21 protein-coding genes are annotated in these 25,586 nt (G+C 66.0%); 9 read left to right on the forward strand and 12 right to left on the reverse strand.

Features of this window, described 5'->3' with window-relative positions:
* The 5 genes from LAJ19_RS16995 to LAJ19_RS17015 all read right to left on the reverse strand — a co-directional run bounded on the left by LAJ19_RS16995 (position 1) and on the right by LAJ19_RS17015 (position 4,983).
* A complete protein-coding gene (locus LAJ19_RS16995) occupies positions 1-993 on the reverse strand; it encodes a 4-helix bundle domain-containing protein (protein ID WP_225523685.1) in 993 nt (330 codons plus the stop codon).
* Positions 994-1,680: 687 nt separating this feature from the next.
* A complete protein-coding gene (locus LAJ19_RS17000) occupies positions 1,681-2,178 on the reverse strand; it encodes a hypothetical protein (RefSeq protein WP_225523686.1) in 498 nt (165 codons plus the stop codon).
* 107 nt (positions 2,179-2,285) lie between these two features.
* A complete protein-coding gene (locus tag LAJ19_RS17005) occupies positions 2,286-3,626 on the reverse strand; it encodes a Glu/Leu/Phe/Val family dehydrogenase (protein ID WP_225523687.1) in 1,341 nt (446 codons plus the stop codon).
* The gene (locus tag LAJ19_RS17010; RefSeq protein ID WP_225523688.1) at positions 3,623-4,063 is read right to left on the reverse strand and encodes a malic enzyme-like NAD(P)-binding protein; all 441 of its coding nucleotides are present in this window, start codon (positions 4,061-4,063) and stop codon (positions 3,623-3,625) included. Before LAJ19_RS17010 ends, LAJ19_RS17005 begins: the two co-directional genes overlap by 4 nt.
* Positions 4,060-4,983: an aminotransferase class III-fold pyridoxal phosphate-dependent enzyme gene (locus tag LAJ19_RS17015; RefSeq protein ID WP_225523689.1), complete on the reverse strand. Its 924-nt coding sequence runs from the start codon at positions 4,981-4,983 to the stop codon at positions 4,060-4,062. Before LAJ19_RS17015 ends, LAJ19_RS17010 begins: the two co-directional genes overlap by 4 nt.
* 161 nt (positions 4,984-5,144) lie before the next feature.
* Here LAJ19_RS17015 and pdxR point away from each other — a divergent pair, with 161 nt between their 5' ends.
* The 4 genes from pdxR to LAJ19_RS17035 all read left to right on the forward strand — a co-directional run bounded on the left by pdxR (position 5,145) and on the right by LAJ19_RS17035 (position 9,275).
* On the forward strand, positions 5,145-6,611 hold the full coding sequence (gene pdxR, locus LAJ19_RS17020) for a MocR-like pyridoxine biosynthesis transcription factor PdxR (RefSeq protein ID WP_225523690.1): 1,467 nt from the start codon (positions 5,145-5,147) through the stop codon (positions 6,609-6,611).
* 361 nt (positions 6,612-6,972) lie between these two features.
* Positions 6,973-7,731 (forward strand): ABC transporter substrate-binding protein, encoded by a 759-nt coding sequence (locus LAJ19_RS17025; protein WP_225523691.1) that lies wholly within the window; start codon positions 6,973-6,975, stop codon positions 7,729-7,731.
* 17 nt (positions 7,732-7,748) lie between these two features.
* A complete protein-coding gene (locus LAJ19_RS17030; protein WP_432804256.1) occupies positions 7,749-8,522 on the forward strand; it encodes an amino acid ABC transporter permease in 774 nt (257 codons plus the stop codon).
* Positions 8,523-8,537: 15 nt separating this feature from the next.
* Entirely contained in the window at positions 8,538-9,275 is a 738-nt protein-coding gene (locus LAJ19_RS17035) for an amino acid ABC transporter ATP-binding protein (protein ID WP_225523692.1), read from the forward strand.
* Positions 9,276-9,870: 595 nt separating this feature from the next.
* Here LAJ19_RS17035 and LAJ19_RS17040 read toward each other — a convergent pair.
* Entirely contained in the window at positions 9,871-10,233 is a 363-nt protein-coding gene (locus LAJ19_RS17040; protein ID WP_225523693.1) for a DUF6463 family protein, read from the reverse strand.
* Between the two features lie 1,102 nt (positions 10,234-11,335).
* On the opposite strand from LAJ19_RS17040, the gene LAJ19_RS17045 reads away from it, so the two are divergent.
* Positions 11,336-14,185, forward strand: coding sequence for a PAS domain S-box protein (locus tag LAJ19_RS17045; protein WP_225523694.1), 2,850 nt, complete (start codon positions 11,336-11,338; stop codon positions 14,183-14,185).
* Positions 14,186-15,060: 875 nt separating this feature from the next.
* On the opposite strand, the gene LAJ19_RS17050 is transcribed toward LAJ19_RS17045, so the two are convergent.
* Positions 15,061-15,960 carry a LysR family transcriptional regulator gene (locus tag LAJ19_RS17050; protein WP_225523695.1) on the reverse strand — a complete coding sequence of 300 codons (900 nt, stop codon included), beginning with the start codon at positions 15,958-15,960 and terminating at the stop codon, positions 15,061-15,063.
* Between the two features lie 91 nt (positions 15,961-16,051).
* On the opposite strand from LAJ19_RS17050, the gene LAJ19_RS17055 reads away from it, so the two are divergent.
* Positions 16,052-16,882: an SDR family NAD(P)-dependent oxidoreductase gene (locus tag LAJ19_RS17055; protein ID WP_349774845.1), complete on the forward strand. Its 831-nt coding sequence runs from the start codon at positions 16,052-16,054 to the stop codon at positions 16,880-16,882.
* 499 nt (positions 16,883-17,381) lie between these two features.
* On the opposite strand, the gene LAJ19_RS17060 is transcribed toward LAJ19_RS17055, so the two are convergent.
* On the reverse strand, positions 17,382-17,774 hold the full coding sequence (locus LAJ19_RS17060; protein ID WP_225523696.1) for a VOC family protein: 393 nt from the start codon (positions 17,772-17,774) through the stop codon (positions 17,382-17,384).
* Positions 17,775-17,962: 188 nt separating this feature from the next.
* On the opposite strand from LAJ19_RS17060, the gene LAJ19_RS17065 reads away from it, so the two are divergent.
* The 3 genes from LAJ19_RS17065 to LAJ19_RS17075 all read left to right on the forward strand — a co-directional run bounded on the left by LAJ19_RS17065 (position 17,963) and on the right by LAJ19_RS17075 (position 21,233).
* Positions 17,963-18,418: a MarR family winged helix-turn-helix transcriptional regulator gene (locus LAJ19_RS17065; protein WP_225523697.1), complete on the forward strand. Its 456-nt coding sequence runs from the start codon at positions 17,963-17,965 to the stop codon at positions 18,416-18,418.
* 282 nt (positions 18,419-18,700) lie between these two features.
* Entirely contained in the window at positions 18,701-19,777 is a 1,077-nt protein-coding gene (locus LAJ19_RS17070) for a DHH family phosphoesterase (RefSeq protein ID WP_225523698.1), read from the forward strand.
* Positions 19,778-20,399: 622 nt separating this feature from the next.
* Complete coding sequence (locus LAJ19_RS17075) at positions 20,400-21,233, forward strand: DUF4384 domain-containing protein (protein ID WP_225523699.1); 834 nt, start codon at positions 20,400-20,402, stop codon at positions 21,231-21,233.
* A 480-nt stretch (positions 21,234-21,713) separates the two neighbouring features.
* Here LAJ19_RS17075 and LAJ19_RS17080 read toward each other — a convergent pair whose 3' ends face one another.
* From LAJ19_RS17080 to LAJ19_RS17095, 4 genes are read right to left on the reverse strand one after another with little or no spacing between them, the layout of a single operon-like run.
* Complete coding sequence (locus LAJ19_RS17080) at positions 21,714-22,712, reverse strand: Gfo/Idh/MocA family protein (protein WP_225523700.1); 999 nt, start codon at positions 22,710-22,712, stop codon at positions 21,714-21,716.
* Positions 22,709-23,683: a Gfo/Idh/MocA family protein gene (locus LAJ19_RS17085; RefSeq protein ID WP_225523701.1), complete on the reverse strand. Its 975-nt coding sequence runs from the start codon at positions 23,681-23,683 to the stop codon at positions 22,709-22,711. Before LAJ19_RS17085 ends, LAJ19_RS17080 begins: the two co-directional genes overlap by 4 nt.
* Positions 23,680-24,525, reverse strand: coding sequence for a carbohydrate ABC transporter permease (locus LAJ19_RS17090; protein ID WP_225523702.1), 846 nt, complete (start codon positions 24,523-24,525; stop codon positions 23,680-23,682). The genes LAJ19_RS17085 and LAJ19_RS17090 overlap by 4 nt, the downstream gene beginning before the upstream one ends.
* Positions 24,522-25,463: a carbohydrate ABC transporter permease gene (locus LAJ19_RS17095; protein ID WP_225523703.1), complete on the reverse strand. Its 942-nt coding sequence runs from the start codon at positions 25,461-25,463 to the stop codon at positions 24,522-24,524. The genes LAJ19_RS17090 and LAJ19_RS17095 overlap by 4 nt, the downstream gene beginning before the upstream one ends.
* Positions 25,464-25,586 lie beyond the last annotated feature (123 nt).

The following is a 25,586-nucleotide window of genomic DNA, read 5'->3' on the forward strand; positions in this document are numbered from 1 at the left end:
TTACTCGCCCAGCAACGCGCGGGCCTTTTTCAGGTCCGCGAGGGCGGCGTCAACCGCGGCGTTGAACTTCTGCGCGCTGGGTTTGCTTTTCAGGAGGGCCCGCAGGTCCTCGCGCAGCGTCTTCTCCAGTTTTGTTTCCAGGACTTTGTCCTTCTGGCCCAGGGGGCCTTCGAGGTACTCGAAGTTCTCCAGGTACGCGTCGATGAGGGCCTCCTCAGCGGCGCCACCCATCCCGCCCGCGTAGTGGCTCTTCGCAGCGGCGAGGAGGCGGTCGATGGCGGCGAAATACGTGGCGTTGCTGCCCTTCGCGGCCTGCTGCACGCCGCTGATCTCCGCGAGTTCCTCCTTTGCCTGGTCAATGGCCTTTTCCAGCGCTTTGATGTCACCCTTGCGGGCGATGACGGCAACGGCGTCCTTGAGCGCCTCGCTGGTCTCCTCGCGCTGGTGCTGGGGGAAGTTTTTCGCGTTCCTGTCGAACCACATCTGGGCGCGGGCGACGTAATACACGGCGTCCTGGTATTCGGCGAGATTGGTGACTTTGCTGCCCTGCACGCCTTCTTCGTACTCGTGCTCGGCACTTTCGAGGATCTGCGCGATCACCTGCGCCGCGAATTTCGGGTCATTGCGCAGGTCGCCGAGGAGGGCGAGCGCCGCGTCGACATCGGCATAGAAGGTATTCAGGACCTTCTGGTAGTCCGCGGAGGGCTTCTTCGTGGCCAGCGTCTGGTTGATGCGGGTGTAGTCCGCCTGGAACTTCTGCCGCAGTGCGGGCGTGAGATCACTCTGGACGGCGGCGTACAGCTCGTTCGCCGGGTGCTTGGCATGTTTGGCGGCCATGGCGAGGTCACCGTTGCGGTAGTTCAGGAGGCTGGCATCGTAGTGGCCGCGCATCTGTTCGAGGGTGACGGCGAACTTGACGTGGTCCTTGGGGGCGGCGAGGGCGCCACTCGTGAGGGCGAGGCCAAGGACGGCAAGGAAGGCGTGACGAATCATGGCCTGCACTTTATGAAACGGCCTGCCGTAAAGTCAACCATTCCGCTCGGATTTATGGGAATAAAGGCAGCGGCGCGCAGTCTGCGGGATGGCGGCCGGCACCGCTCCACCTCCACATCCCGGCTGCTCGAACGGGGAACCGAGCCTGGCCTGCGCAAAGGCTGACCGTCTGTTCCCGCGCCCCTGCTGTCGCGGCCTCAACTTCGTTCGGTGCGGGTCAGTGTTCAAGCTCCCGCTCCACAAGACTTGACCTCCAGCTCCGCAGCAAGTCGGCCCATCACCAGACCATTTCACCGCACCTTCACCGCACCGCCAATGCACCGTGGGCCAACCCGGGCTGACACCAGGCCCGTGTGGCTCCAGCTCTCCCTATGCGCCCGTCCACCTGAACAGTGCGGACCTGGTCGCCCGGCCCATCACCGTCAGCGTCCTCGGGACCAGGTGACCTGCCGTCTGAAGCACTGCCGTGCATCTGCGCAGACGCGCTCTGCTTCTCCGCTGCGTGTGCCAGCACGGCCATCACCGCGCAGTTCCGATCTGCCGGGAAGAGGGGATGGGGTGAGCGATGCGCTCACCCCTGGGCACACCGGGAAGCAGGGGGGCGCGCACTGATAACCGGACAGGCGCAGCTCAAGGTCAGCTCCCCCCTTGCGGGATGCGCGGGGACCTCACGGGCCTGCGGCGGGGTTATACCGCGGTCATGTACCGTTCAGACGTCAGAAGGTTCTGTCTCCACGGCCTGGTCGCGCGGTGCTGCGGGCTCCATCCCCCCGTCCGGGGGTCGGGCGGGGTCAGTGTGGCGCGCAACTCGACGCTGAACGGACCGTTTTCCTTCTCAAAAGCCTTGACCTGCAGCCACGCCGCCCAGGCGCAGTCGGCGACCCTGAGGACGTCGTGGTCCGCAGCGCCGCGCAGGAGGTCCTCCGCACAGGTCCGCAGCGGGCCGGTCAGGCGCCGCCGCACCCGGTACAGGCGTTCTGGCAGCGTGCGGCGCATGTCGTGGTCCTCAAGGACGCGCAGGAAATGCAGCACATTCAGCGCCCACGTCTGCAGTGCACGGACCGTCGGGTCCGGGCCTGGCCGGCTCAGGTAGGCTTTCAGTGCGCCTTCGGTCACGTGCAGCTGGCCGTTCATCTGAACACTCGGGAGCGTGCCCTGGTGCAGGAGGGCCCGGACGCTGGGCACGGGCAGCTTCAGGCGCTGCGCGGCTTGGGGCAGGTTCAGCAGGACGTCGTGTAACGGGCAGGCACCGGCGCGTGCAGCAGGCCGCGACTCTTCCGTGGGCGCCGCAGTCAAGGGTAGAGGCCCCGGAGCGCGCGGGCTTCGAGGACCCGGGTGCAGGCCACGATGTACACCGCGGTGCGCAGCGTCACGTTGTAGTGTTCCTTGACGTCCCACAGGCTGCGGAACGCTTCGCGCATGAGGCGGTCCAGCCGGTGGTTGATTTCTTCTTCGGACCAGAAGAACGAACTGAAATCCTGGACCCACTCGAAGTAGGACACCGTGACCCCGCCGGCGTTGGCCAGGACGTCCGGCACCACGGTCACGCCCATGTCGGCCAGCAGGTCGTCCGCGGCGGGCAGGGTGGGACCGTTGGCGCCTTCGACGATCAGCCTCGCCTTCAGGCGCCCGGCATTTTCCAGGGTGATCTGCTTTTCCAGGGCGGCGGGAATCAGCACGTCGCACGCCACGTCCCAGAACTCATCGGGCTGCAGGGTGTCTGTGCCGGTCAGACCGGTGATCGCCCCGGTGCGCTGCAGGTGGGTCAGGGCCAGGGCCGGATCAATTCCGGCGGCGCAGGCGATGGTGCCGGTGACGTCCTGAATGGCCACGATCTTCGCGCCGTGCGCGTGGAAGATGCGGGCGGCGGCTTCTCCTACGTTCCCGAACTCCTGGACGGCGATACGTGCGCCTTCCATTGACATGCCGAGTTTCTTCATGGCCTCGGCACCGGTCACGAACACCCCTCGTCCGGTGGCGTCGGCGCGGCCCAGGGAGCCGCCCAGCGACACCGGTTTGCCGGTCACGACGCCGGTGGTGGTGCGCCCCACGTTCATGGAGTACGTGTCCATCATCCACGCCATGGTCTGCGGGCCGGTGCCGACGTCCGGCGCGGGGATGTCCTTGTCCGGGCCGATGATGAGGCCAATTTCGCTGGTGTAGCGCCGGGTCATGCGTTCCAGTTCACCCTGGGACAGGGTCCGGGGATCCACGCGGATGCCGCCTTTCCCGCCGCCGTACGGCAGGTTGACGGCCGCGTTCTTCACCGTCATCCAGGCCGACAGCGCCATCACTTCCGAGAGGGTGACGTCCTGGTGGTAGCGCACGCCCCCCTTGGCGGGGCCGCGGGAGGTGTTGTGCTGCACGCGGTAGCCTTCGAAGTGGGCCACCGACCCGTCGTCCAGGTGAATGGGCACGTCCACGACGAGGATCCGCTTGGGCCGGCGCAACGTCTCGGCCCAGACGGCCAGTGGGCCCAGGTACGGCACGACCCGGTCGACCTGATCGAGGAACATCGCGTATGGCCCAGGATGCTGCGGGTCCAGGTAGGACAGCGGGCCTGCCGCCGCGTCCGGGGTGTGGGGGGCGGGGGCGGTCCTGCGCGGGGGTGGGGTGGGGGCAGTCAGGGTCATGGGTGGAGTCCTTTCCAGAGGGAGTGGTCACCGCGCAGCACGTGCAGCAGCGGCGCGCCGGTGTTCGCGCGCAGGGCGTTGAGAGCGGCGGGCGTCAGCGGCAGGTGCGTATCGTGAATGAGGCAGGTGGCCCGGGCGGCCGGGATCACTTCCGTCAGACCGGGACCGAGACCACCGGCTGGCCAGCCGCGCAGCGGGAAATCGGGCAGGGCCACGGGCACCTTGTACGCTTCGAGGCCAAGGCGGTCACGCAACACCAGGCCCCGTTCGTCGACCAGCAGGACGCGCTGCTGCCCGTGGTCGGGGGTGAGGCCCAGGGCGGCCAGGTGCCGGCGCAGGCGGGCGGTGAGCCGCGCCGCCCGTGGGCCGCGCCCATACACGATGGTGACGGGTGGCTCGGCGCCTGCTCCGGTCAGGGCGGGCCGCGCTGCGCTCATGAGGCGCCCCCCGCGTGCCTGAGGGCCGGCAACACTTCGTTGAGCACGTCGGTGCCGGGCGGCAGGTGGAATCTCAACGCACGGCCGCAGCGGGTGGTGTGAATGCCCGCCGCGGTGAGGGCGGCCAGGGCAGGCGGAATGGAGCGGCGACCGGCCCCGTGGTGAGGGTCGGGCAGCTCGGCGCTCACGAGGCTGCCCATGTGCTGGACCCGGCCCCACGCGCCGTGAGGCAGCGCCCTCAGCTGGCGGGCCAGCGCGGCCCCGGCACTGAAACCGCCGGGGCCTGTCCAGCTCCGTTGATAGCGGCGCAGGGTGTTCAGGCCCTGAAGGACAGCTTGCGCGGCCGGTTCGTCGGGCGGCGGGCTGCCGGCCGCTTTCCCACTCACGAGCAGACCGGGGCCAGCCGGGCCGGTGGGGGCCAGCAGCAGCAGGTCAGGCGCGACCGCTGCGTGGTCCAGCGCGAGAACACGGCCGGTCTGACCGAACCCCGTGTGTCGTTCGTCGATGATCAGCTGGGCGCCCGAGCGGCGGCAGAAGGCGCGGGCGGCCCGCATGAACGCCTCACTGCCCGGCGCCAGGCCGCGTTCACCGCAGAACGGCTCGATCATCACGGCGGCCACCTCGGGACCGGCAGCGGCTTCCAGGGCGTGAAGGTCACCGTAGGCGAGGTGCCGGAGGTTTCCGTCCGGCGCCGTGGCGCTCAGGCCGTCGGCGGGGACCGTGGAGATCAGTTCGCGCCGGCCGGTGCTGCGCCGGGCGTGGTGCAGGGCTGCGCGCGTGGCGGCCGCCACGGTCGGGTAGACCGACACGTGCGTGAGGGCCCGGGGCAGCAGGGACCGGAGCGCCGGATGGCTGGCGCAGGCAGGGAAAGGCGGGGGCGTGGGCGCAGAGCACTCCGGCTGTGGGCGTGGGGTGGGCATGGGGCCTCCTCACCCCGCACGGAGCGGGGTGACGCTGGACGGTGAGTGGGACGCTGGTTGACTCCTGTCTCGCAAAGAGTAAGCATGATCTGGGAGGAGCGAAAGTGCCAGATCAGACTCAAATAAACCAGCCAGTTCAGCGGCGAAGCCGGCAGGTGGCTGTGGCGCCCGGCGACCTCCCGCTGGTCCTCGACCGCACCAGCGAGGTGGGCCTGACCAAACAGCTCGCCCGGCAACTGCGCGCCGCCATCGCTCAGGGGCAGCTGGAACCACGCCAGCGCATGCCGTCCACGCGGGCGCTGGCCAGCGCCCTGGGCATCGGCCGCAACATTGCGTTTGAAGCGTACGAGGACCTGCTGGCCGAAGGCTACCTGGTGGGTAAGGACCGCTCAGGTACCTTCGTGGCTCAGGAACTGTCCCCACAGGTGCTGGACCTGCGGGCCACGCGGCCCGCGCCCAAACCGACCGCCCGCTGGCTGCAGCGCCAGGTCCCTGAACCGCAGGTGGAAGACGCCATCGCCCGTGATCAGGTGGAGTTCCGGGTCGGCCAGACGGACACCTCCACCCTGGGACACAGTGAGTGGCGCCGCGTGTGGCGGGAGGTTGCCGAGAGTGACCTGCCGACCGATTATGAAGCGCCGGCCGGCGACAGCCTGCTGAGAGAGGCGGTCGCTGAGTACCTGAAACGTGCCCGGGGCTTCGTGTGCTCACCGGACGACGTGATCATCACCTCGGGCGCTGTGCAGGGCGTCAACCTGATTGCTCAGGCAGTCCTGGCGCCGGGCGACCAGGTGGGCTTCGAGGAACCCGGTTACCGCCTCGCACGTCAGATCCTGCAGGAAAGTGGCGCCCAGATTCTGCCCCTGCCTGTCGACAAGGATGGCCTGCAGCTCAGTGCGTTGCCGAGCGGCGCGGGGGCGCCGGTCATGGTGTACACCACCCCCTCACATCAGTTTCCGCTGGGGGTGCGGCTGTCCATTCCGCGGCGCCTGGCGCTGCTGGAATGGGCCCGGCAGCACGACGTTCTGATTCTCGAAGATGACTACGACAGCGAATTCCGTTACGGCGCCTCACCGCTGCCCTCCCTGGCCTCGCTGGACACCAGCGGCCACGTCGTTTACCTCGGCACCTTCTCCAAGGTGCTGTCCCCCGCGGTCCGGGTGGGCTATGTGGTAGCGCCTGGCGCCCTGCGAGACCGGCTGCTCCGCATCAAGAGCAAGGCGGACTTTCACACCTCCTGGCCGGTGCAGCGGGCCCTGGCCCTGATGATCACCCAGGGGCATCTGGAACGACACATTCGGCGGATGCGCAAGACCTATGCCCTGAAACGGGCGACCGTCAACCTGGCCCTGCAGCCCATCCGCCCGTATGCCCGCCTGATGGGCCTGGACGCCGGCCTGCACGCCCACCTTGAACTGAACCCGGATGTCAGCGCCCAGCAGGTGATCGAGGAGGCCCTCAGGCAGGGCGTGATCGTGCCGGCGCTGGCCCCGTACTACCTGGGCCTGCCGGACCGGAACGGGCTGCTGCTCGGGTACGGCGGGCTGACCGTCCCGGAGATTCAGCGCAGCGCCGGCGTGCTGTGCGCTGCGATTGCCCAGGCGGCCGGCGAAACCCGCGCGCCCTGACCGACTAGGTTTCAGCGACGTGCGCGGCCCCCCCATTGGGGGGCCGCGCACGTTCTGCCGGCCTGGATCGGGTGGCCGCGCCGGGGCCAGTGCAGCTCGCCGGCCACCCGCACTGGCGCAGCGCGGCGCCGCTTTGCGCCGACCCGCGGAGGCCCCGGCACTTCAGGGGGACCGCAGGCGCAGGTGCAAACTGGTTGGTGAACTTCGCACAAAACTGGCCTTGTGAGGCAACCAGTCCGCAGCTATAACCTCCGTCAACCAAGGTTCTGCTGTCTGCCCATCCAACCCCGTCACCGGCGACCCTCAGGGCGCCTCCTTTCCCGAGCCGTTCCAGCGGCGCGGGCCCCCTCTGGAGTTGTTTATGCTGCGTGCCACCCCGTCACTGCTGCTGTGCGCCGTTCTGGCCCTGGGACACGCCCAGGCCGGCACCCTGAAGGACATTCAGGCCTCCGGCGTCCTGCGCATCGCGACCAACGCCGAATTCAAGCCGTTTACGTACTTTGAGGGCAAGACCATGAAAGGCTTCGAGTACGACCTGGGGAACCTGCTGGCGCGGCAGATGGGCCTGAAACCCCAGTGGATCAACCAGCGTTTCGACTCGCTGCTGATCGGGCTCAACCAGGACCGCTTCGATCTGGTGATCTCCAGCCACGGCATCACCCCCGAACGGGCCAGGGCGGTGGACTTTACCGCGCCGCATTACTGCAGCGGCGGCCTGATCGTCTCGCTGCCGGGTGGCCCCCGGACCGTAGCCAGCCTGAAAGGCAAGGTCATTGCCACGCAGGTGGGTACAACCTATGCCGAGCAGATCCGGACGGTAACAGGAAGCACCAACCTGCGGCTGTACCCGAACAACAGCGACGCGCTGCAGGCCCTCACCAGCGGGCGGGTAGACGCCATGGTCAATGAGAAGTTCTACGCTCTGGAGGCCCTCAAACAATCGGGAGGCCGCCTCCAGCAGGGCGAACTGCTCTTTCAGGAGCAGCTGGGCATGGCCGTGGCGAAAGGCAACACCACCCTGCTTCAAGCGGTGAACAGGAGCCTCAAGACCGCTCAAAACAACGGCAGTTACGCCAGGTTGTCCAAGCAGTACTTCGGAGAGGACGTCCGGTGCAAGTAAGAAGCGACCGCCGCGTGCTGCCCGGAACGCCCCACGCAGCGTTGACGGCCACCGGATGGACGGCCCTGGGCATCGCGGCCTTTTTCGCCTTGTTTCTCGTGATCAGCGCGGTGCTGACGCGAATCCCGGATCCGATCGGGTCAAGAGCGTCGCTGTTCGTTGAGGGCGCGCGCACCACGCTGATCCTGACCCTGATCTCCGGCGCGCTGGGTCTCGTGGTGGGTGCATTCGCCGGCCTGGCCCGGACCTCGCCGCTGCGGCTGCTCAGCGTACCGGCCGCCGCCTACATCTGGGTGATTCGCGGGACGCCGCTGCTGGTGCAACTGCTGTTCGTGTACAACGCGCTGCCCATCATGCTGAAGTCCGTGGGCATCCGCGCTGAACTCAACGAGTTTTCCTCGGCAGTGCTGGCCCTGGCCCTGAACGTCGGCGCCTACAACGCAGAGGTGATCCGCGCCGGGCTGCAGGCCGTGCCGCGCGGTCAGAACGAAGCGGCCCGGTCCCTGGGGCTCAGCGGAACGCAGACGATGATGACGGTCGTGATGCCTCAGGCGCTGCGGATCGTGACGCCACCGCTGGTCAACAACAAAGTCGCGCTTCTTAAGGACTCTTCGCTGGCGTCGTCGATTGCCCTGCTGGAGCTGACCCTGGCCGGCTCGCGGGTCTCGAGTGAGAGCTTTCAGCCGGTGCCAGTCCTGATCACGATCGCGGCAGTGTACCTGACCCTGACCACGGTGCTCACCCTGTTCACTGACGTTCTTGAACGGCGACTGAAAATCGCGTCCCGGTAAGGAAGGAAAAGAACCATGACGGCATCCATTATTCAAGCGAGCGGCGTTCACAAGCATTTCGGCACGTTTCACGCCCTGCGGGGGGTGAGTCTCGAGGTTCGCAGCGGCGAAGTCGTCGTGGTGATCGGGCCCTCCGGCAGTGGCAAAAGCACCTTTATCCGCACGCTCAATGCCCTGGACGCCCACGACAGCGGCAGCATCACCATTGACGGCATTCCACTCAACGGACGCCAGAACCTGGACGCGATCCGGCGGGAGGTGGGGATGGTGTTCCAGTCGTTCAATCTGTTTCCGCACCTGACGGTGCTGGACAACATCACGCTCGCGCCCATGCGGGTGCGCCGCCAGAGCAAGGCCGACGCCGAGGCGCGCGGCCTGGAGCTGCTGCGCCGGGTCGGCATCGAGGAGCAGGCCCACAAGTACCCCGCCCAGCTCTCCGGCGGCCAACAGCAGCGCGTCGCCATCGCCCGCGCGCTCGCCATGGACCCCAAGGTCATGCTGTTCGACGAGCCCACCTCCGCCCTGGACCCCGAGATGATCAAGGAGGTTCTGGACGTCATGAAGGAACTTGCCCGCAGCGGCATGACCATGCTCGTCGTCACGCACGAGATGGGCTTCGCGCGGGAGGTCGCCGACCGCATCCTGTTCTTCGATCAGGGCACGATCGTCGAGGACACCACCCCGGAAGCCTTCTACCAGAACCCCCAGCATGACCGCGCCAAGGCCTTTCTCAGCAAGATCCTCGGCCACTGAACAGAGGCCACCCCACCCACTCCGGAGCGGCGCCCGTTCACGCAGCCCGGGCCCTTTCACGGAATCAGCTCGGCCACAACGAAAACCTCTGCACGTGTATCGATTATATTTCCAGCCTGTTCAAGTGCAGTGAAGAGTCACAAGAGGCGCGGCGAATCAGGTTCGCCGCGCCTCTTCATTTTTTAGGTCACTGGTCGGGTTGCCCTGGGCCATGCTGCACGGGAGCACTGGCGCTTCAACTCCGGCTGGGAGCCTGAGCAGAGTGCAGAGGATACAGGGAGCAGGAACTCCCCATCCCGGAGGGGGCAGGCCTCTGGCCACTGTGCCTGGAGACGGCCGTCACAGTTGAGCCAGCCCTTCCAGCTGTAGACGTTGGGGACCGGTCCTCTCGAGATAGCGGTGCGCGCTGCGCGCCATTCATTCCAGCGCCGCAAAGTGGCGCTCTTCGAGCTGAGCACAGGGGGACAGGTGAGCTGCCAGCGGGGCCTGCCCCAGAGAATCAATGTCAGGCCGCAACGCCCTCAGTTGGGCACGGGCGGTGCACACAGCGGAGTGAGGGGCGGAGTGGGCAGTGGGTGAACTCCCATGTCACTGCTCAGGAAATCACTTCATATCCGCCCAGAACAAAAATGGGCGAGAGCAGAACAAGGAGCCAGAGAGGTGACTTTGGAAAGGCCAACACGCCAGTGACGGCAGTCATCAAAAGGGCGAATCCAATGATTTTAACGGTACCGAGATCGCCAATCGATACCAGGTGGGCCGCCAAAAAGCCAATCAAAGCCAGGGGAAGGCCCATGATCGTAAACCAGAAGGCGAGTGCGCGACCGTACTCTCCACTGAATCGACCGACAAATCCCTCTGAAAATGCCTCCTGAAAGTGAGGTCGATACCTTGCCATCCCGAAAAGAACATGAGCGATACCCAGAAGGAAAAGCAGCCAACTTGCAACAAGTGTCATGGGGAAACTCCTGACCAACCCAGCGTAAGACTCGAGGACAAAGGTGAAGAACTGCACGCTGTACGATGACTGGCCCGAACTTCGCGGATCAGCAGGCCTCTTTCCGTGTTCAAAAGGCTGTCGGAGACGCGCGTCCGGCGCTCGAAACGGAGTCAGAACCCAAGAGAACCGCATCTCAGACGACTGTAGTCTGACATCACGCCGTGCTGTGCAAGGCCGCAAGTACCGCCGCGCCATATTCGAAGTGCGCCTTGACCTCGTGGGTCAGGGGAAACTGGTGCGCCCTCGGCTTGACTCCTTGCTGCCCCTCGTCGCGCAGAGGGAAGCGACGCCCACACCAGGGTGCGCCGGCTACGTCGCGGTCTGCCGGTCCCTCCGGACCTCGTGTACAACAGTGCACCCCGGTCAAGGGCGTGTTTGGGACCGGCCGGTGACGATCGACGGCGTCACCCTCCGGGTCACCGCGATCACCAATCCGGGCAGAAAACCGTTCTGCCTGGCCTGACCGGGACACGCCAGCAGCACCCTTCGGTCCTACGTTCTGCGCTGGCCGGTATAACAGCCGCCAGCAGCGCTGAGCCGCAGAGGGCCTTGAAGCCCAGCTGACTCAGGTCGAACGCATCTTTCCGCTTCTGACGGTTATTTTCACAGCGTCTGTCCGGGTGTGAGGCATGGGTGAACGCCAGGAAAGCCTGCCAGGGGTGCAGCTCTTCGGACACAGACATCATGTGACGCCTGTCTTCCAGAAGGCCCCCGACCACCTGCAACATCGGCTCCCCCAGTGTTGGACTCCTGGCGGACGTTGGTCGGCTTCCCGCTGCGTTTTGAAGGAGACTCAGAATGGGGCCACTTGGTCGGCTGCTCTGATCTGCCGGACTCCGCATGCCTTGACTGTCCGCGGGTGCCAACAACCTCGAGTCTGCAAACGGAAGGACGTGAGGAGCGGCGAACACCAGGGCGGAAAGTGCCGCGTTGAGCGGAGGCGCGGGACGCGCTTCCCCAGGCTGCCAAGCTCGCAGCTGCCCCCGGGGAGAGGTTTAATAAACATTTCCCGAACCTCCCGAGGCCTTTATAGGGCCCTCGTTCACGGCGTTCAGGACCAGTGAAGCCGGCAATCTCTTATACTAAATGTATGTCGTCTGACAGTCTTGTGGGCCCTGCACTCACCACCGGTCCGCAGGTTCTTCTTGAAGCCTTGCCACAGCTGGTGTGGGGGGCAGACAGAAACGGCAACTGGGTGTATACCAACCGGCGCCTGCGAGACTTTACGGGTCATCACACCGACCTGACCCGCTCAGAGTTCGTCTCATTCGTTCACCCGGATGACCGGCAACGTGTGCTGGACAGCTGGCAGCAGGCGGGGCGACCGAATCAGGCCAGCGCAGTGGAGGTCCGGCTGCGCCGGCACGATGGGCTCTTCCGTTGGATGCTCTGTCAGTACCAGCCAGTGCCCGGCGCAGAACGCGCCGGTTTCATGTGGTGTGGGACCTGCACGGACATTCACGCGCAGCGTCAGCGCCTGCAGTATGCGGCAGACATCATCGAGACCAGTCGTGACTGCATCAAGTTCATTGATCTGCAGGGGCGCCTCGTGTACATGAATGCCGGGGGAATGGCGGAAATGGACATCCCGGACTTCGGGGTGTGCGATCACGCCTTCTGGACGGAGTTCTGGGACAATGCCATGCGGCCGCAGGTGGAAGCAGCCATGGCGGAGGCCCGCGCCGGCAGGACCGGGCGCTTTGAGGGGTTCTGCCCGACCTTCGCTGGTGCGCCAAAGTGGTGGAGTGTTCGGGTGTCCCCGCTGTACGGCGTCACCGGACAGTTGGAACAGTTTCTCGTAGTCTCGAGGGACATTACCGACCGGGTTCGCAGCGAATTACAAGCGGAACGCTGGCAGATGGTTTCGGCCGCACTGACAGGCGCGCAGACGCAGGAAGAGGTGGTCGAGATCATCCTGAGTCAGGGCCGGGGGGTACTCCACGCAAGCGTGGGTGGCGTTATGCTCGTCAGCGCGGACGGGGAGTCCCTTGAGGCGCTGTCTCACCGGGGGTACCCGCCAGAGATGGTGCAGCGTTTCTCCAGCATCCCGCTTTCTCTCCCCACCCCCGTCACTGATGTAGTGCGGGACGGTGTGCCGCGGTTCCTGACCGGCGAGGAGATTGATCAACAGTATCCGCACCTGGTGGGTCAGCGCGGCGACCTGCGCAGCTCGGTGCTGCTGCCGTTGCGGCTGCACGACCGCGTGATCGGATCGCTCATTCTGGGCTTCAGGGAAGACCGGGCCTTCAAGGATGAGGACCGGCGTTTTCTCATGACGCTTGCCGCGCAGTGCGCGCAGGCTCTGGAGCGCGCCCGCCTGTACGACTCCGTTCAGGTGCTCAACCAGGACCTGGAGCGGCGTGTCCAGGAGCGCACGTATGAGCTGGAACGGGAGCGCAAGTTTCTGCAGGCCCTGCTGGAGAGCCTCACCGAAGGTATTGTCGCCTGCGACGCCAACGGTCTCCTGACAGTCTTCAACCGCGCCACGCAGCAGTTCCACGGCCTGCCTGCCGAACCCCTGGCGCCCGAGCGCTGGTCAGAGCACTACCAGCTGTACCGGCCAGATGGGGTGACCCCGCTGCCCAAAGAGGAAATCCCCCTGTTTCGTGCCTTTTCAGGCGAGCAGGTGCGCAACGTGGACATGGTGGTGGTGCCCAGGAGCGGGCAGGAGAAAAGCCGGTACCTCCGGACGAACGGCAACGCCATTTACAGCTCGGGCGGCGAGAAGCTGGGAGCGGTGGTGGCCATGCATGACATCACGGAGCAACGCGCCGCGCATGACCGGTTGGACGCCGCGCATGCGGAACTGGAGCGCGTGAGTGCCTTTAACCGCCTTTTGCTTGATTCAGCGGGTGAAGGGATTTTCGGCGTGGACGCACAGGGCGTGACCACCTTCGTGAATCCGGCCGCCATGAGAATGATCGGGCGAACACACGAGGAGTTGATTGGCCAGCCGCAACATGCCCTGGTTCATCACTCCACAGCCAACGGTGAGCCTTACCCTTCATCTGAGTGTCCGATCTACACCGCCGGGCGGGACGGTCAGGTGCGCCGGGTTGACGATGAGGTGTTCTGGCGCAAGGACGGAACCAGTTTCCCGGTCGAGTACGTTTCAACACCACTGTGTGGGGTAAACGGCGAAATCGAAGGTTCCGTCGTGATGTTCCGTGACATCACCGAACGCAGGCAGGCTGAAGAAGCGCTGCGCCAGATCAATGAGGAGCTGCGCCGCAGCAACGCAGAGCTCGAGCAGTTCGCCTATGTCGCCTCCCACGATCTGCAGGAGCCTCTGCGGATGGTGTCAAGTTTTGCGGAGCTTCTCGCACGGCGCTATGAGGGCCAGCTTGACGAGAAGGCCGATCAGTACATCGCCCATATCACGCAGGGGGCGCAACGCATGAAACGCGTGATTGAGGACCTGCTGAGCTTCTCACGGCTCAACACGGTTCCGCAGCGCCGCCGCACCGTACCAGTCGAGGAGGCGCTGCGCACAGCCCAGGCGCAGCTGGCGCTGGTGATCAGCGAAACCGGCGCAGCGGTCACGCATGATCCGCTTCCGAACGTCTCAGGTGATCTGGGGCACCTGACCCAGCTCTTTCAGAACCTGGTGAGTAATGCCCTGAAGTTCCGTCATGCCGGGGTGACGCCACAGGTGCATGTGAGCGCCGCGCCTGAAGGAAAAATGTGGCACTTCTCCGTACACGACAACGGCATTGGCATTGAAGAGCCGTATTACGAGCGGATTTTTGTGATCTTTCAGCGCCTGCACACCCGTGACCGGTTTGACGGAACGGGGATAGGGCTGGCCTTGTGCCGCAAGATCGTCGAGCATCATGGCGGGCGCATCTGGGTGGCGTCCACGCCTGGCGTGGGCAGCACCTTTCATTTCACCCTGCCTGCTGCGGACTGACGTCGCAACGGCGGCCACGAGGGGGGCCGGCCCCTCACCGCTGGAGAGGCCATCAGGCCGACTCACCTCACGCCAGCCGTCCTCCTGTCACGGCGTCAGAGACGAACAGGCGTGGGGACTGCGTGGTGAGGCTGAAGATTCGAGCGTACATGCCGGGGCATTCCTGGGTTTGCGGTCGCCGCCGCCCAGGTGATGCCGCGCCTGCTCTCTGGAAGAGAGATCCGCCCTCAGGGACGGTCGTCCTGCCGTGCAATCAAGGCCACCTGGACGGGCGCCACGCTGTGAAACACGGAAAGGCCCCGGACGGGTCGACCGTGACTTCCTGAGGTTGATGGTGTGGATGAACCCGTGAGGCTCGTCTGCGCTGAACACGGGCGTGGAGAAGGTCCGGGCCGCTGCCGCGGGCCCCGCCCGGTGCCCAATGGCGGCGCGCCTCAGTGGGCCAGGGCACGGGTGCGCAGCGTCCCTGCCACAGCGCCTCGTCCGTCAGCTGAGCGCTGCGCTTAACCACAGGTGCCTCGTCACTCCACCGGCGGAGTTGGGGAACGGCCACGCAGCGACAGAATGTGTACGGATGAGGCTCAGGCGAGGCGGGAGGCGGCGCCGTGTCTGGTCCTTCACGGCGCCGAAGCCTGCTCAGGTCAAGGGGGCACGAGCCCGCAACCGATTTCCGCTTCTTCCCTGGCGCACCCACGTGGTCTGGGTCTGTGAGACGCCGCTGGCGTCCGCCTCTGTGATTCACCACAGCGTTTCTTCTCCAGCACCCAGGCGGTGACCATCATCACGTCCCCGCCTCTCCCGGGCCAGTGGCATGGCGTCAGGTCATGGGAGTTCAGGCGGGCCTTGCCTGAGGCTCAGCAGGGCGGGCCGCACCCTCACCTGGGAGTGGGGCTGGCCTTCGCGACCGCACGGGCCACCTGCCGCAAGCCTTTCACCAGCGGTGAGGCGTCCCCGCGCCGCAGCGCCAAGCCGTACGTCACGGACGAGGAGGGGTCCACCACCTCGCGGTAAGTCACCTCGTCCACACGAACCCGCGTCAGGCACTCCGCGACGAAGGCGACGCCCACCCCGGCGGCCACGAGACCAAGGACCGCCTGGTCCGATCCTGCGGACTGCACCACCCGTGGACTGAATCCCCCGGCACGGCACAGGGCAATCACTTCGTCATGCACATGTGGCGCCACGTCCCGGTCGTAATTCACGAAGCTTTCCTGCGCCAGGCTCCTCAGGGGAACCTGCCCGGGCAGCGACAGCGCATGGCCGTTGGGCAGGGCCACCATCACGCGTTCGCGGACCAGGGGTTCAATCAGGAGATCGGGATAGCCCTGCTGCGGAATTAAGAAGCCGGCCTGCACCTCCCCGGCAAGGATGGCCGCCTCCAGGTGCGGCGGGCACAGTTCGCGCAGGGTGACCTTGACGTCAGGAAAACGCTCCCGGAACACCCGCATGGTGGCTGGCATGACGTTGTACACCGTCGTGCTGACGTAGCCGACGGTCAGGCGACCGAGGCTGCCCTGAGCAGCAAGCCGGGCCGACTGGGTCCCGCGCTGCACATGCGACAGCGCGGCTTTCGCTTCAGGCAGGAGCGCTGCGCCTGCTGGTGTCAGTTCCACCTTGCGCGTGGTGCGCTCGAAGAGTCGCACCCCAAGGTCCCCTTCAAGCTTCTTGATCTGGGCACTCAGAGGCTGCTGTGCCAGGTGCAGCCGTTCGGCGGCGCGGGCGAAATGCAGCTCCTCGGCCACAGCCACGAAATACTTCAGTTGACGCAACTCCATAACGATTATGTAGCGCTTTCAGGATAATCCTGTCAAAAAATGTGCTGGATTTAGGAAAGTCTGGGATCGTAGGCTGCCTTCAGGAGCAGAAATGCTCCCAAAGGAGAACCAGATGTTCACGTACTCAGGTCAAACCGCCCTCATCACTGGCGCGTCCAGCGGCATTGGTGAGATGTTCGCCCGGCAGCTTGCCGCCAGGGGCATGAACCTGGTGCTCGTTGCGCGCTCGGAAGGCCGGCTCCGGCAACTTGCCCATGAGTTGAAGCAACTCCACCACGTTCAGATTGACGTGGTCCCCATGGACCTTTCACGCCCTGGCGCTGGAACGCAGGTTGCCAGGCAGGTGCACCACCTCGGCCGTTCCGTTCACCTGCTGATCAATAGCGCAGGGTTTGCGACCCACGGCCGCTTTGAGCAACTCCCCATGGCGCAGCAACAGGACGAGATCTCACTCAACATCACTGCGCTCGTCGAACTGACGCACGCCACGTTGCCGGAGATGCTGGCGCGCGGTCTGGGCGGCGTCATCAATGTGGCCTCAACGGCCGGGTTGCAACCCGACCCGTATATGGCGGTCTACGGCGCGACCAAAGCCTTCGTGCTGTCTTTCAGCGAGGCGCTGTGGGCTGAAACCCGCGGGCGCGGCGTGACGGTCACGGCGCTCTGTCCGGGCGCCACCGACACAGCGTTCTTCGACGTGGTGGGGGCGCCAGAGGCGTCAGTCGGCCGGCGTGACACCCCGCAGAACGTGGTCAGGGTGGGGTTACGCGCCCTGGAACGTGGGCAGAGTCACGTGATTCCGGGAACGGCCAACGTTCTTCTGGCCCAGGTTCACCGTTTCCTCCCGCGCGCCCTGACCGCCCGAATCGTCGCAGGGATGCTGCGCCCGAGGACCCCTCAGCCTGTCCTTCGACCTGATTGAGCGGAGAACCACCGGCGCCTTGTTGACACACCTGACGAAGCGCCTTCTCTCCGGTGAGTCTTGCTGTTGAGCTTCCCTGCCAAAACCTGTGAGACAACAAAGCAGTCCACTCATGTCTTGCTCGGAGGACGGCGGCGTCCAGGGCAGCCTGGTTGCCCACAGCCTGAAATGGGCCCTGCGCCTGCACTCTCTGCGCGACCGCAGGCCCCTGCTCATCTCAAGGCGTTCAATGGTGGCGACACGGACGAGGACCGGCACACGCAGTGCCACCTTCATTCGCCGGGCCTGGGAGTGGACCGATTGGTGGGGCCCCCTCTCTCAGGCGGCACTCCGGGCCGACCATCCCTGCGCTCAGAGCGTTGTCCGCGGCCGGCCGCCTCTCAGCGACGACCACCCGACCTGATCCGGTTTTTGGTGAGAGTTCAGAGCTGCGGCGCAGCCTCAAGCGGACAGACCGTGGGGGACGCCAGGGTCGACCAGGCGGCAGGTCGAGGCACCTTCAGTCATAACTGATGAATTCGAGCAGTGAGCCGTCTGGGTCCCGGAAGTACACGCTCTGTCCCTGTCCCTGCGCTCCTCGCCGCTGCACGACGTCTGTTTCCACCGCCACCCCGTAGCGCTGCAGGTGCTGCACCGCGTCTTCGATTGGGCCGTTCCACTGAAAACAGAGATCAGACCCACCAGGGAGTACAGGAAGACGCGCCACCTGATTCACCGTCACCCCAGGACCGTGCACGTTGAGTTGCTGCGCGCCGAAGCGATAGGCATACCCCCCGCGCATGGAAATCAGCTCAGCGCCCATCACAGCCGCGTAGAAGGCATTGGACCGTTCCCAGTCAGTGACGTGAATGACGCAGTGGTCCAATGAAACAGGAAGGCGAGCATTGCTCATGCTCGCAGCTTAATCCGCTTCCCTGGCAGCAGGGGTTGGTGGGTGACCGGGTGGTCCGGCGGTGGCGATGAACCTTACGGCAGGGGGCGCGAGGCTGGAGGGTGACCACTCAACCGCCGTGCAGTCACCTGTCGGCTGGGGTTCGCGGGGACGTTGACAGGAATACGCTTTAGTTCTAAAGTGTCTCTGTGCCTGACTTACCCCTTCGCCTCACCCACCGCCGGGCCATGACCGGGCGCCCAGCGGTCCTGGCGTGGCTGAGGATGGTGCGGATCACCCAGCACGTTGGCAAAGCCTGGAGCGAGGTCCTGAAAGCGCATCACCTCAGTCCTGCCCAGTTCAACGTGATCGCGACCATTGGGGGGCAACCGGGCCTTACCCAGCGCGAGGTGAGCGAAAAGCTGCTGGTCACCCAGGGCAACACCAGCCAACTGCTGCTCAACCTCACTGCACGGCAGCTGATCGAGCGGCGCCCCGCAGGCAAGGAGAAGCAGCTGCACCTGACGCCCGGCGGCCAGGCCCTGTTCGACGCACTGATTCCCGCCCACGAGGACTGGCTGGTCGGGCGGTTCAGTGTCCTTTCTCCTGAGGAACAGGCCCAGCTCGCCCAGCTGCTTCAGCGGCTGGAGCGGGAACAGCGCTGACTGCTCCGCTCTTTTCCACTGAGCGCCAAAGTACCATTCGCCTCTCCCCCGCCCGTCCTCACGGCCCCCCACCTGCACACCGCCCTGGGCAGCCTGCACGGCCTGCTCGCGCTCACCCACCTCGGTGCCGGCCCTCACCACTCCACCCCGCCCGAGCCGAACGTCCTGACGCCCACGGCGACGCTGGACTGAGGCCTGTAAGGTTATGGGGAGTCGGCTGACCATGAACGTTGGCGGGCGCGCCCTTCACCAGCCAGATGGCCCGGCTGGATCAACTCGGTCATGCGCGGCATTCCCCTCCAGACGGCCCTTCCCGCGGCGCGGGCGGAGACCCGGGCGTTTCTCGAGAGGCTCAACCCGGGCGGCCGGGTCATCGTGTTCTGCCACTTCGACGCCGACGGCCTCTGCGCGGGGGCCCTGTTCGGCCGCACCCTCCCCCGCCTGGGCTTCCAGGACGTGCAGGTGGTGCCCTCCGGACGCGGGGCGTCGGCCTTTTCGGAGCTGGCCAGAACGCGGCCGCGCGCCCTGGAACCCGCAGCTCTGATCGTCACTGACCTGGGGGTAACCGGGCCGGGTGTGCTGCCGGAGGTGCCCACCTTGTTTGTGGACCACCACCAGCCGGACGGCCTGCCTGCCGGACCGGTCACGGTCGTCAGCGGCTACGCCTGGGACCCGATCCCCGCGAGCGCGTGGCTTGCCCACGACCTTCTCGCGCCGCTCGCCAGCACCGAGGACCTGGGGTGGATCGGGGCGGTCGGGACGATCAGCGACCTGGGCAAACGGGCCCCGTGGGACGCGCTGCCGGGCTTGAAGAAGCGGTACACCGCCAGGTGGCTGAAAGAGGCGGCCGCACTGGTGAACGCCGCGAGGCGGTCGGGCGCCTTCGACATCGGCACGGCGCTGGAGCTGCTGATGCACGCCGCAGGCCCCAAAGAACTGGCGACCGATGACGCGCGCGGGGCGGACCGCCTGCGCGCCTCCCGCGCCGAAGTGAACGCAGCACTCGCTGTCGCTCGCCGGACGGCTCCCCGGTTCAGCGCCACGGGGCCGTTCGCGCTGGTCCGGCTGCACTCCGGCGCGCAGATTTACCCGCTGATCGCGCAGCAGTGGCGGGGGCGACTGCCGGGGTACGCCGTCATCGCTGCGAACACAGGCTACCTGCCGGGCAAGGTGGCTTTCGCGGTGCGGACTGCGCGCACCGACCTGAACCTCTCTGCGCTTCTTCAGAGCGTCGACGTGGGCGGGGCGACGGAGAGCTACGGGCACGGCCACGATCAGGCTTCGGGAGGCCAGCTCCCACCGGAGGCGTTCAAGCGGGTGCTCGACGCACTCGGCTTCGAGGCGGACGCCATGGGTTGACGTAATTCAAGTGCATGGTATCGGGGCCGAAACCGTCACGGCCGCCGTCCTCTCCAGATTCGGTCCGCAGGGTCGTCAGAGCCTTCCCCCGGCGCCCGGACGGGGAAACGATGGACGGCGCTCGTCCGGCGCCATAGACGCGCAGACGCTCTGCCGCCACAAATCAACGCGCGTCTCCAGCATGAGGTTGAACATGACTCACCGCACCAGATACGCACATGATCCTGGAGCCCTGCACCTGGTTCTTCCCCCGAGTCGGTCTTGCCCGGAGTGGTGGCAAGCGCCGACGTCCATCTGGACGTTCGGGCGCAGTTTCGCGTTCGCGCTGATCACTGGGGACCACACCAGAGGGCCGCAGGCACCGGCTGAGCACCGCGCCGGGCGCTGCTCAGCCGCTTACGGGCGCGCGGCCTGGAGGGCCGCGCAGTGGGCAGTGCACGCCGCTTCAGGGCGATCTCACCTGGGTGTTCCTCGTCGGCGGGTGACGCCTTCCCCACGCTTCCCCACCCGGCGCTGTGGTGGCTGCGGCCTGCTCATCCGGCGCCCTGAGACGGCCTGGTTCTTAAACGGTGCGTCAGATGGGGTCAGGCAGGCGTCAAGAGTGTGCTTCACTCTTGACGGTATGAAATCTTTCACAGCTCACGTTTCACTGGTCGCCCTGCTGGCCATCGGCTCCGCTGCCCAGGCTCAGGTCAGTGCTCAAAGCATCATCGTGAACCCGGTCCCCACCAGCCTCAAGGTCAACGTGCGCACCAACCGGACCACCACCGCTCAGGTGGTCCCCACCTTTGCGCCCGGTGACCACCTGGAGTTCTACACCCGCGTGAATCAGGACGCCTACGTCTACCTGTTCAATGTCGACGCGCAGGGGCACGTCGCCCTGCTGGCCTCCAATGGTCTTCAGGCGGCGGGCACCTTCGTGAAGGCCAACACCACGCAGGTGTTCCCGAAGAAAGGCAAAGCGTCCACCTTTCTCCTGACCCTCCCGCAGGGCGTCAACCAGGTGTTCGCGCTGGCCAGTCTGATGCCGCTGAACCTCGGGGCCCTCACGGCGCGGACGGCCGCCCAGGGCGACATGACGCCGGTCGACGTGGCCGGCCGGCCCGGCCTGGCCCAGGCCCTGAAGCGCGTGCTCGACCCTCTGAAAGCGCAGAGCTGGACGACGGACACCTCAAGCTACGCCGTCACGCGGTCGTCCCTGACCGGGCTGCCGGCCGTGGATGTCAATGCGCTGAAGGCGCAGGTGAGCTTTCAGCGCAAGGCCCGCCTGAGTGAGGTGTACGTGACCTACGCCGACCGCCTGCGTGCGGAAGGCTACCTCGTCACGGACGCCCGGTACGGCGAGCGTGAGGCGAAGGGCGTGTTCGTTCGCAAAGGGGCGCAACTCCGGCAGCTGACCTTGGAGGTCACGCAGCGCGGAACGACCTTCTTCGTGAAACTCACCCGCCAGAAGTAGGTTCTCCCGAGCCGGCGCGCCGAGGCTCCGGTCGGCACAGTCGCCTTTGCCTTGCCCTGGACGCGAACGGAGGGCGGCTGCGGGACAAGCCCCCGGTGGTGCCGGGCCTTCAGGAGAAGGGAAGCCGGTGAACCGGCTTGATCCGGACGCGTGCATGACGGCCTGAGTGTTGGAGCTAGTGGAGCGCTCCCCGTGTAGATGAGAAATGACGCGGGGAAGCCGGGCTCGTTGAGGGATCGTGACAGGCCACGGCCTGCATCCGTCCGGTCTCGCCTTGGAACCTGAGTGGTCCTTGGCTCCGCACAGCGTCAGGCCGGAGGCCCAACTTTCCGGGGCCTTCTGTTCTTGGAGCGAAGCGTGACCGGAACGGCAGGTGCGCCGCCCGGACGCATGCGCGGACCCACGCCTGCCGGACAGCTCCCCCGGTGACGACGCTGCGCGGCGTGCAGCCGGAACTCACTTTCCCTGGTACCGAGGGGTTCAGAGGTACACTGCCTGCGCCTGAGCCTCTGCCTGATAGGCGGCCAGGACCACCCGCAGAGCCTGGAATCCGGCTTCCCAATCCGCTCCTACGGAGTGTTCCCGCTGCGTACACAGGTTCAGAAAGTCACGGAGCATCAGGGCGTTCAGATCGGTTCCGTACCCAGCCCAGTGCCGGCCTGTCACGCCGGTGATGGTGAGTGAGTCGGCGAAAATGTCGAGCGTCTGCAGGCCCTGAGTCCCGGTGACGTCAAGTTTGAGGTGACCCCAGCGGGGATACGTGCGCGGGCGGCTCCAGGACGAATCGATGGTGGCACTCGCCCCGGAGGCAAAGCGCAGCGTCACCAGGGCGGCGGCGTCCACCGGTGCCTGCCCGGGCAGGACCCAGGCAGGCACCGGCGTCAGCCGGGCGTAGACCGAATCCACCTGCTCGCCGAACAGGTGAAACAGATCGGCCAGGTGGATGATGTGGTCCATGCCCGCGCCGCCGCCCGCCAGTTGCGGGTCACTGAACCAGTGGCGCTCCTGATCCGGGCAGATGCTGTGATTCACGCCGCTATAGGCCAGCACCTGTCCCAGAGCGCCGGTCAGCACCAGCTGCCGGAGTTGCTGCACAGCGGGAGCAAAGCGCACCGGAAAGGCCGTGCGGAACCCGACCCCAGCTTGCTTGCAGGCCTGATTCATGGCCTGGGCGTCGTCCAGGGTGGTCGCGATGGGTTTCTCGCACAGCACGTGAGCGCCCGCCTGCGCCGCAGCCTCGACCAGAACGCGGTGCCGGACTGTTTCACTGCAGACGATCACGCCGTGCGGTCCGGCCGCCAGCACCTGCGCCAGGGGAAGGTGAGGCAGTCCGGTCCGGGAAGCGAATTCCGCCGCGAGTTCTGGTGAGTCCTCGCTGAACCCCAGAAGCTGCACGTCAGCGCAGCCGGTCAGCCACGCCGCGTAGGCATCGGCATGAACATGGGCCACGCCCAGGAGGGCAATCCGGGTGGGCGTCATAGGTCCTCCATGCGGGCAGCCTGACCGCTGCTCAGGCTGCGCCGGACGGCGTGGCTCAGGGCCAGGGCAGCCCGGGCGTCCTCAGGCCCGACCAGGAACGGCAGGCCCTGTTCAATCGCCTGGTAGGCGTGCAGGAGCTCTGCGGCGTAGGGATCGCCCGCCAGGGCGGGAAGCGCCGTGCCTGTCGGCAGTGGCCCTGACTGCGGCCCGTGACCGCGCAGCGCCGCAGGCGCGTCGGAACTCCACTCGATCACGCCCAGTGTGCCGGCGAGGTCCAGCGCGGTGCGGAAGACCCCCGGCGGAGCCGCCCACCCACCTTCGATCAGGCTGATGGCGCCGCTGGTGTGGGAGAGCGTGGCCTGAACCACCGCGCGCTCGCCGTGGCTGTGGCCCGCGGCATACACCCTGTCCACCTCACCCGCCACCCAGCGCGCAAAGTCAAGGTCATGGATCATGAGGTCCAGAGGCACGCCTCCGCTCTGGGCGTCGTCCAGCAGCCAGCTTCCGCGTGGAGGGGGGGAACTGACGCGGCTGAGTCGCAGCACGCGCGGCTCACCGATGGTTCCCGCCCGCACCTGGTCCCAGGCCGCGCGGTACTGCGGGAAGAACCGCAGGACGTGCGCGACAAAGAGCCGCACACCCGCTGCCTGGCAGGCCGCCGTCATCCCGTCGGCCTCAGCGAGGGTCAGCGCCATCGGCTTTTCGCAGATGACATGCCGGCCCGCCTGCGCCGCCTTCACCGTCAGGGCGTGGTGCGTTGGAGTGGGCGTACACAGATCCACGATGTCCACCCGCGCCAGCAGGTCTTCTGTGCTGGCACAGGGAGACAGGTTGAACTCGCGGGCGAACTCGCGGGCGCGCTCGTCCGGGGCATACACGCAGGTGAGGACGCCCGGCTGGGCCTGCCAGCCCTGCGCGTGGGTGCGGCCCATCAGGCCTGTACCGATCAGACCGACACGCAGGCGGCTCATTTCAGGGCACCTCCGGTGATCCCGCTGACCAGCTGACGCGAGAAGATGACGTACAGCACCACCACCGGCACAATGGCCAGCGTCAAGGCGGCCAGGACGGCGTTGTAGTCGTTGACGAACTGGCCCAGGAAGGCGCTCGCGCCCAGCACGATGGTTTTCGTTTTCTCGCCCGGCGCGAGGATCAGAGGAAACCACAGGTCGTTCCAGATCGGAATCATACTGATCGCTGTGACCGCGCCCAGCGCGGGGCGGATCAGGGGGAGCGTCATGCCGTAGATGCGGTACTCGCTGGCGCCGTCGATGCGTGCCGCTTCCTTCAGGTCGCGCGGCACCCCCCGCATGAAAGACGTCAGCACGAAGACGGCCAGTGGAATCCCCTGCGCCGTGTACACCAGAATCAGGGCCCAGAGGGTATTGACGAGGTGAAGACTGACCATCAGGTTCAGGATGCCGATGGTGCCCAGGCGGATGGGCACCATGATGCCGACCGACAGGTACAGACCCAGCAGGGTGTTCAGCCGGAAGCGGTACTCGCTGAGCGCAAAAGCGGCCATGCTGCTGAGCAGCAGAATCAATGCGAGTGATCCCAGCGTGACCAGCAGGCTGTTCAGGAAGAAGAGGGAGAAGTTTGCGGAGCTGGCCAGCGTGTGGTACCCGTCAAGGGTAAAGGTGCTGGCGGTGGGCAGGGCAAAGGGGTGGGAGAAGATCGTCAGCCGGTCCTTGAAGGAGTTGACGATGATCAGCAGCGTCGGAAGGATCGCCAGCAGGGTATAGAAGATCAGCACCAGATGCCCGAGCACCTGCGCGCGGCGGTTGAGCAGCGGGACTCCAGCCGCGCTCACAGCTGAACCTCGGTGATCCTGCGTTGCCACGCCGTCAGGTAGATCAGCAGCCCCGCGAGAATCACGACCAGCATCACGCCTGCCACGGCCGCGCCCATGTAAGGATCGCCGGACTGTAACTGGTACCCGAAGAACGTCCGGTAGAACAGGGTGCCCAGGATGTCCGTCGCAAAGTTCGGCCCTGCCAGGGCGCCCTGAGTGGAATAGATCAGGTCGAAGGCGTTGAAGTTCCCCACGAACGTCAGCACACTGACGATGCCCACAGTGGGGAGAATCAGGGGCAGCTGAATGCGCCGGAAGATGGTCCAGCCGCCCGCTCCGTCCAGCCGCGCCGCCTCGTACAGTTCTTCCGGGATCCGCACCAGGGCCGCAAGAAACAGCAGCATCGGGATTCCGATGTTCTGCCAGACACTGATCAGGGACAGGGCAGGGAGAGCCGTGGCCGGCAGCCCCAGCCACGGCAGGTCGAGTTCCTGCAGAGTCAACGGCGTGAGCAGCGCCCGTTGCACGCCCCACGCCGGATTCAGAATCAGCTTCCACGCGAAGCCGATAATCACCACCGACAGGATCGTCGGCGTGAACAGCAGCGTCCGGTACACCGCGCTGCCCCGCAGGCGGAAGCTGAGCAGCACGGCCAGCAGCAGCCCCACCGGATTCTGAACCAGCATATGCACCACGAAAAACACAACGTTGTTTCTCAACGCGTTCCACAGGGGCTGCGCGTACAGCTCCGACGCAAGGAGTTTCCGGTAGTTCCCCAGCCCGACGAACACTTCCGACCCGTCCGGCAGTCTGTTGTTCATCGACAGCCATAACGAGGACAGGATCGGGTAGATCATGACCACCGTGTAGATCAGCAGGGCAGGAGTCACAAACACCACGACGTGCCAGGGAAAGGGGCGGCGTGTTCGGACGCGCGGCAAGGATCTGTCAGTCATACAGACATCCTTCAGTTTCAGGAAAAGGCCCGACCGGTAAGTACCGGGTCGGGCCTGGGTCCAGTGACAAAGCAGGAAATGGACTGCGATTTCTGCTACCCGGGCAGGGCGCGCACTGTGGGT

The organism is Deinococcus taeanensis (assembly GCF_020229735.1).
Taxonomy (GTDB): Bacteria; Deinococcota; Deinococci; order Deinococcales; family Deinococcaceae; genus Deinococcus; species Deinococcus taeanensis.

What these genes read in the sequence shown, in the direction of transcription:
- LAJ19_RS16995 (WP_225523685.1), bottom strand. Translation starts at nt 993, where the DNA reads ATGATTCGTCACGCCTTCCTTGCCGTCCTTGGCCTCGCCCTCACGAGT.
- LAJ19_RS17005 (WP_225523687.1), bottom strand. Translation starts at nt 3,626, where the DNA reads ATGACCCTGACTGCCCCCACCCCACCCCCGCGCAGGACCGCCCCCGCC.
- LAJ19_RS17010 (WP_225523688.1), bottom strand. Translation starts at nt 4,063, where the DNA reads ATGAGCGCAGCGCGGCCCGCCCTGACCGGAGCAGGCGCCGAGCCACCC.
- LAJ19_RS17015 (WP_225523689.1), bottom strand. Translation starts at nt 4,983, where the DNA reads ATGCCCACCCCACGCCCACAGCCGGAGTGCTCTGCGCCCACGCCCCCG.
- LAJ19_RS17025 (WP_225523691.1), top strand. Translation starts at nt 6,973, where the DNA reads ATGCTGCGTGCCACCCCGTCACTGCTGCTGTGCGCCGTTCTGGCCCTG.
- LAJ19_RS17035 (WP_225523692.1), top strand. Translation starts at nt 8,538, where the DNA reads ATGACGGCATCCATTATTCAAGCGAGCGGCGTTCACAAGCATTTCGGC.
- LAJ19_RS17040 (WP_225523693.1), bottom strand. Translation starts at nt 10,233, where the DNA reads ATGACACTTGTTGCAAGTTGGCTGCTTTTCCTTCTGGGTATCGCTCAT.
- LAJ19_RS17050 (WP_225523695.1), bottom strand. Translation starts at nt 15,960, where the DNA reads ATGGAGTTGCGTCAACTGAAGTATTTCGTGGCTGTGGCCGAGGAGCTG.
- LAJ19_RS17055 (WP_349774845.1), top strand. Translation starts at nt 16,052, where the DNA reads ATGCTCCCAAAGGAGAACCAGATGTTCACGTACTCAGGTCAAACCGCC.
- LAJ19_RS17060 (WP_225523696.1), bottom strand. Translation starts at nt 17,774, where the DNA reads ATGAGCAATGCTCGCCTTCCTGTTTCATTGGACCACTGCGTCATTCAC.
- LAJ19_RS17070 (WP_225523698.1), top strand. Translation starts at nt 18,701, where the DNA reads ATGCGCGGCATTCCCCTCCAGACGGCCCTTCCCGCGGCGCGGGCGGAG.
- LAJ19_RS17075 (WP_225523699.1), top strand. Translation starts at nt 20,400, where the DNA reads ATGAAATCTTTCACAGCTCACGTTTCACTGGTCGCCCTGCTGGCCATC.
- LAJ19_RS17080 (WP_225523700.1), bottom strand. Translation starts at nt 22,712, where the DNA reads ATGACGCCCACCCGGATTGCCCTCCTGGGCGTGGCCCATGTTCATGCC.
- LAJ19_RS17085 (WP_225523701.1), bottom strand. Translation starts at nt 23,683, where the DNA reads ATGAGCCGCCTGCGTGTCGGTCTGATCGGTACAGGCCTGATGGGCCGC.
- LAJ19_RS17095 (WP_225523703.1), bottom strand. Translation starts at nt 25,463, where the DNA reads ATGACTGACAGATCCTTGCCGCGCGTCCGAACACGCCGCCCCTTTCCC.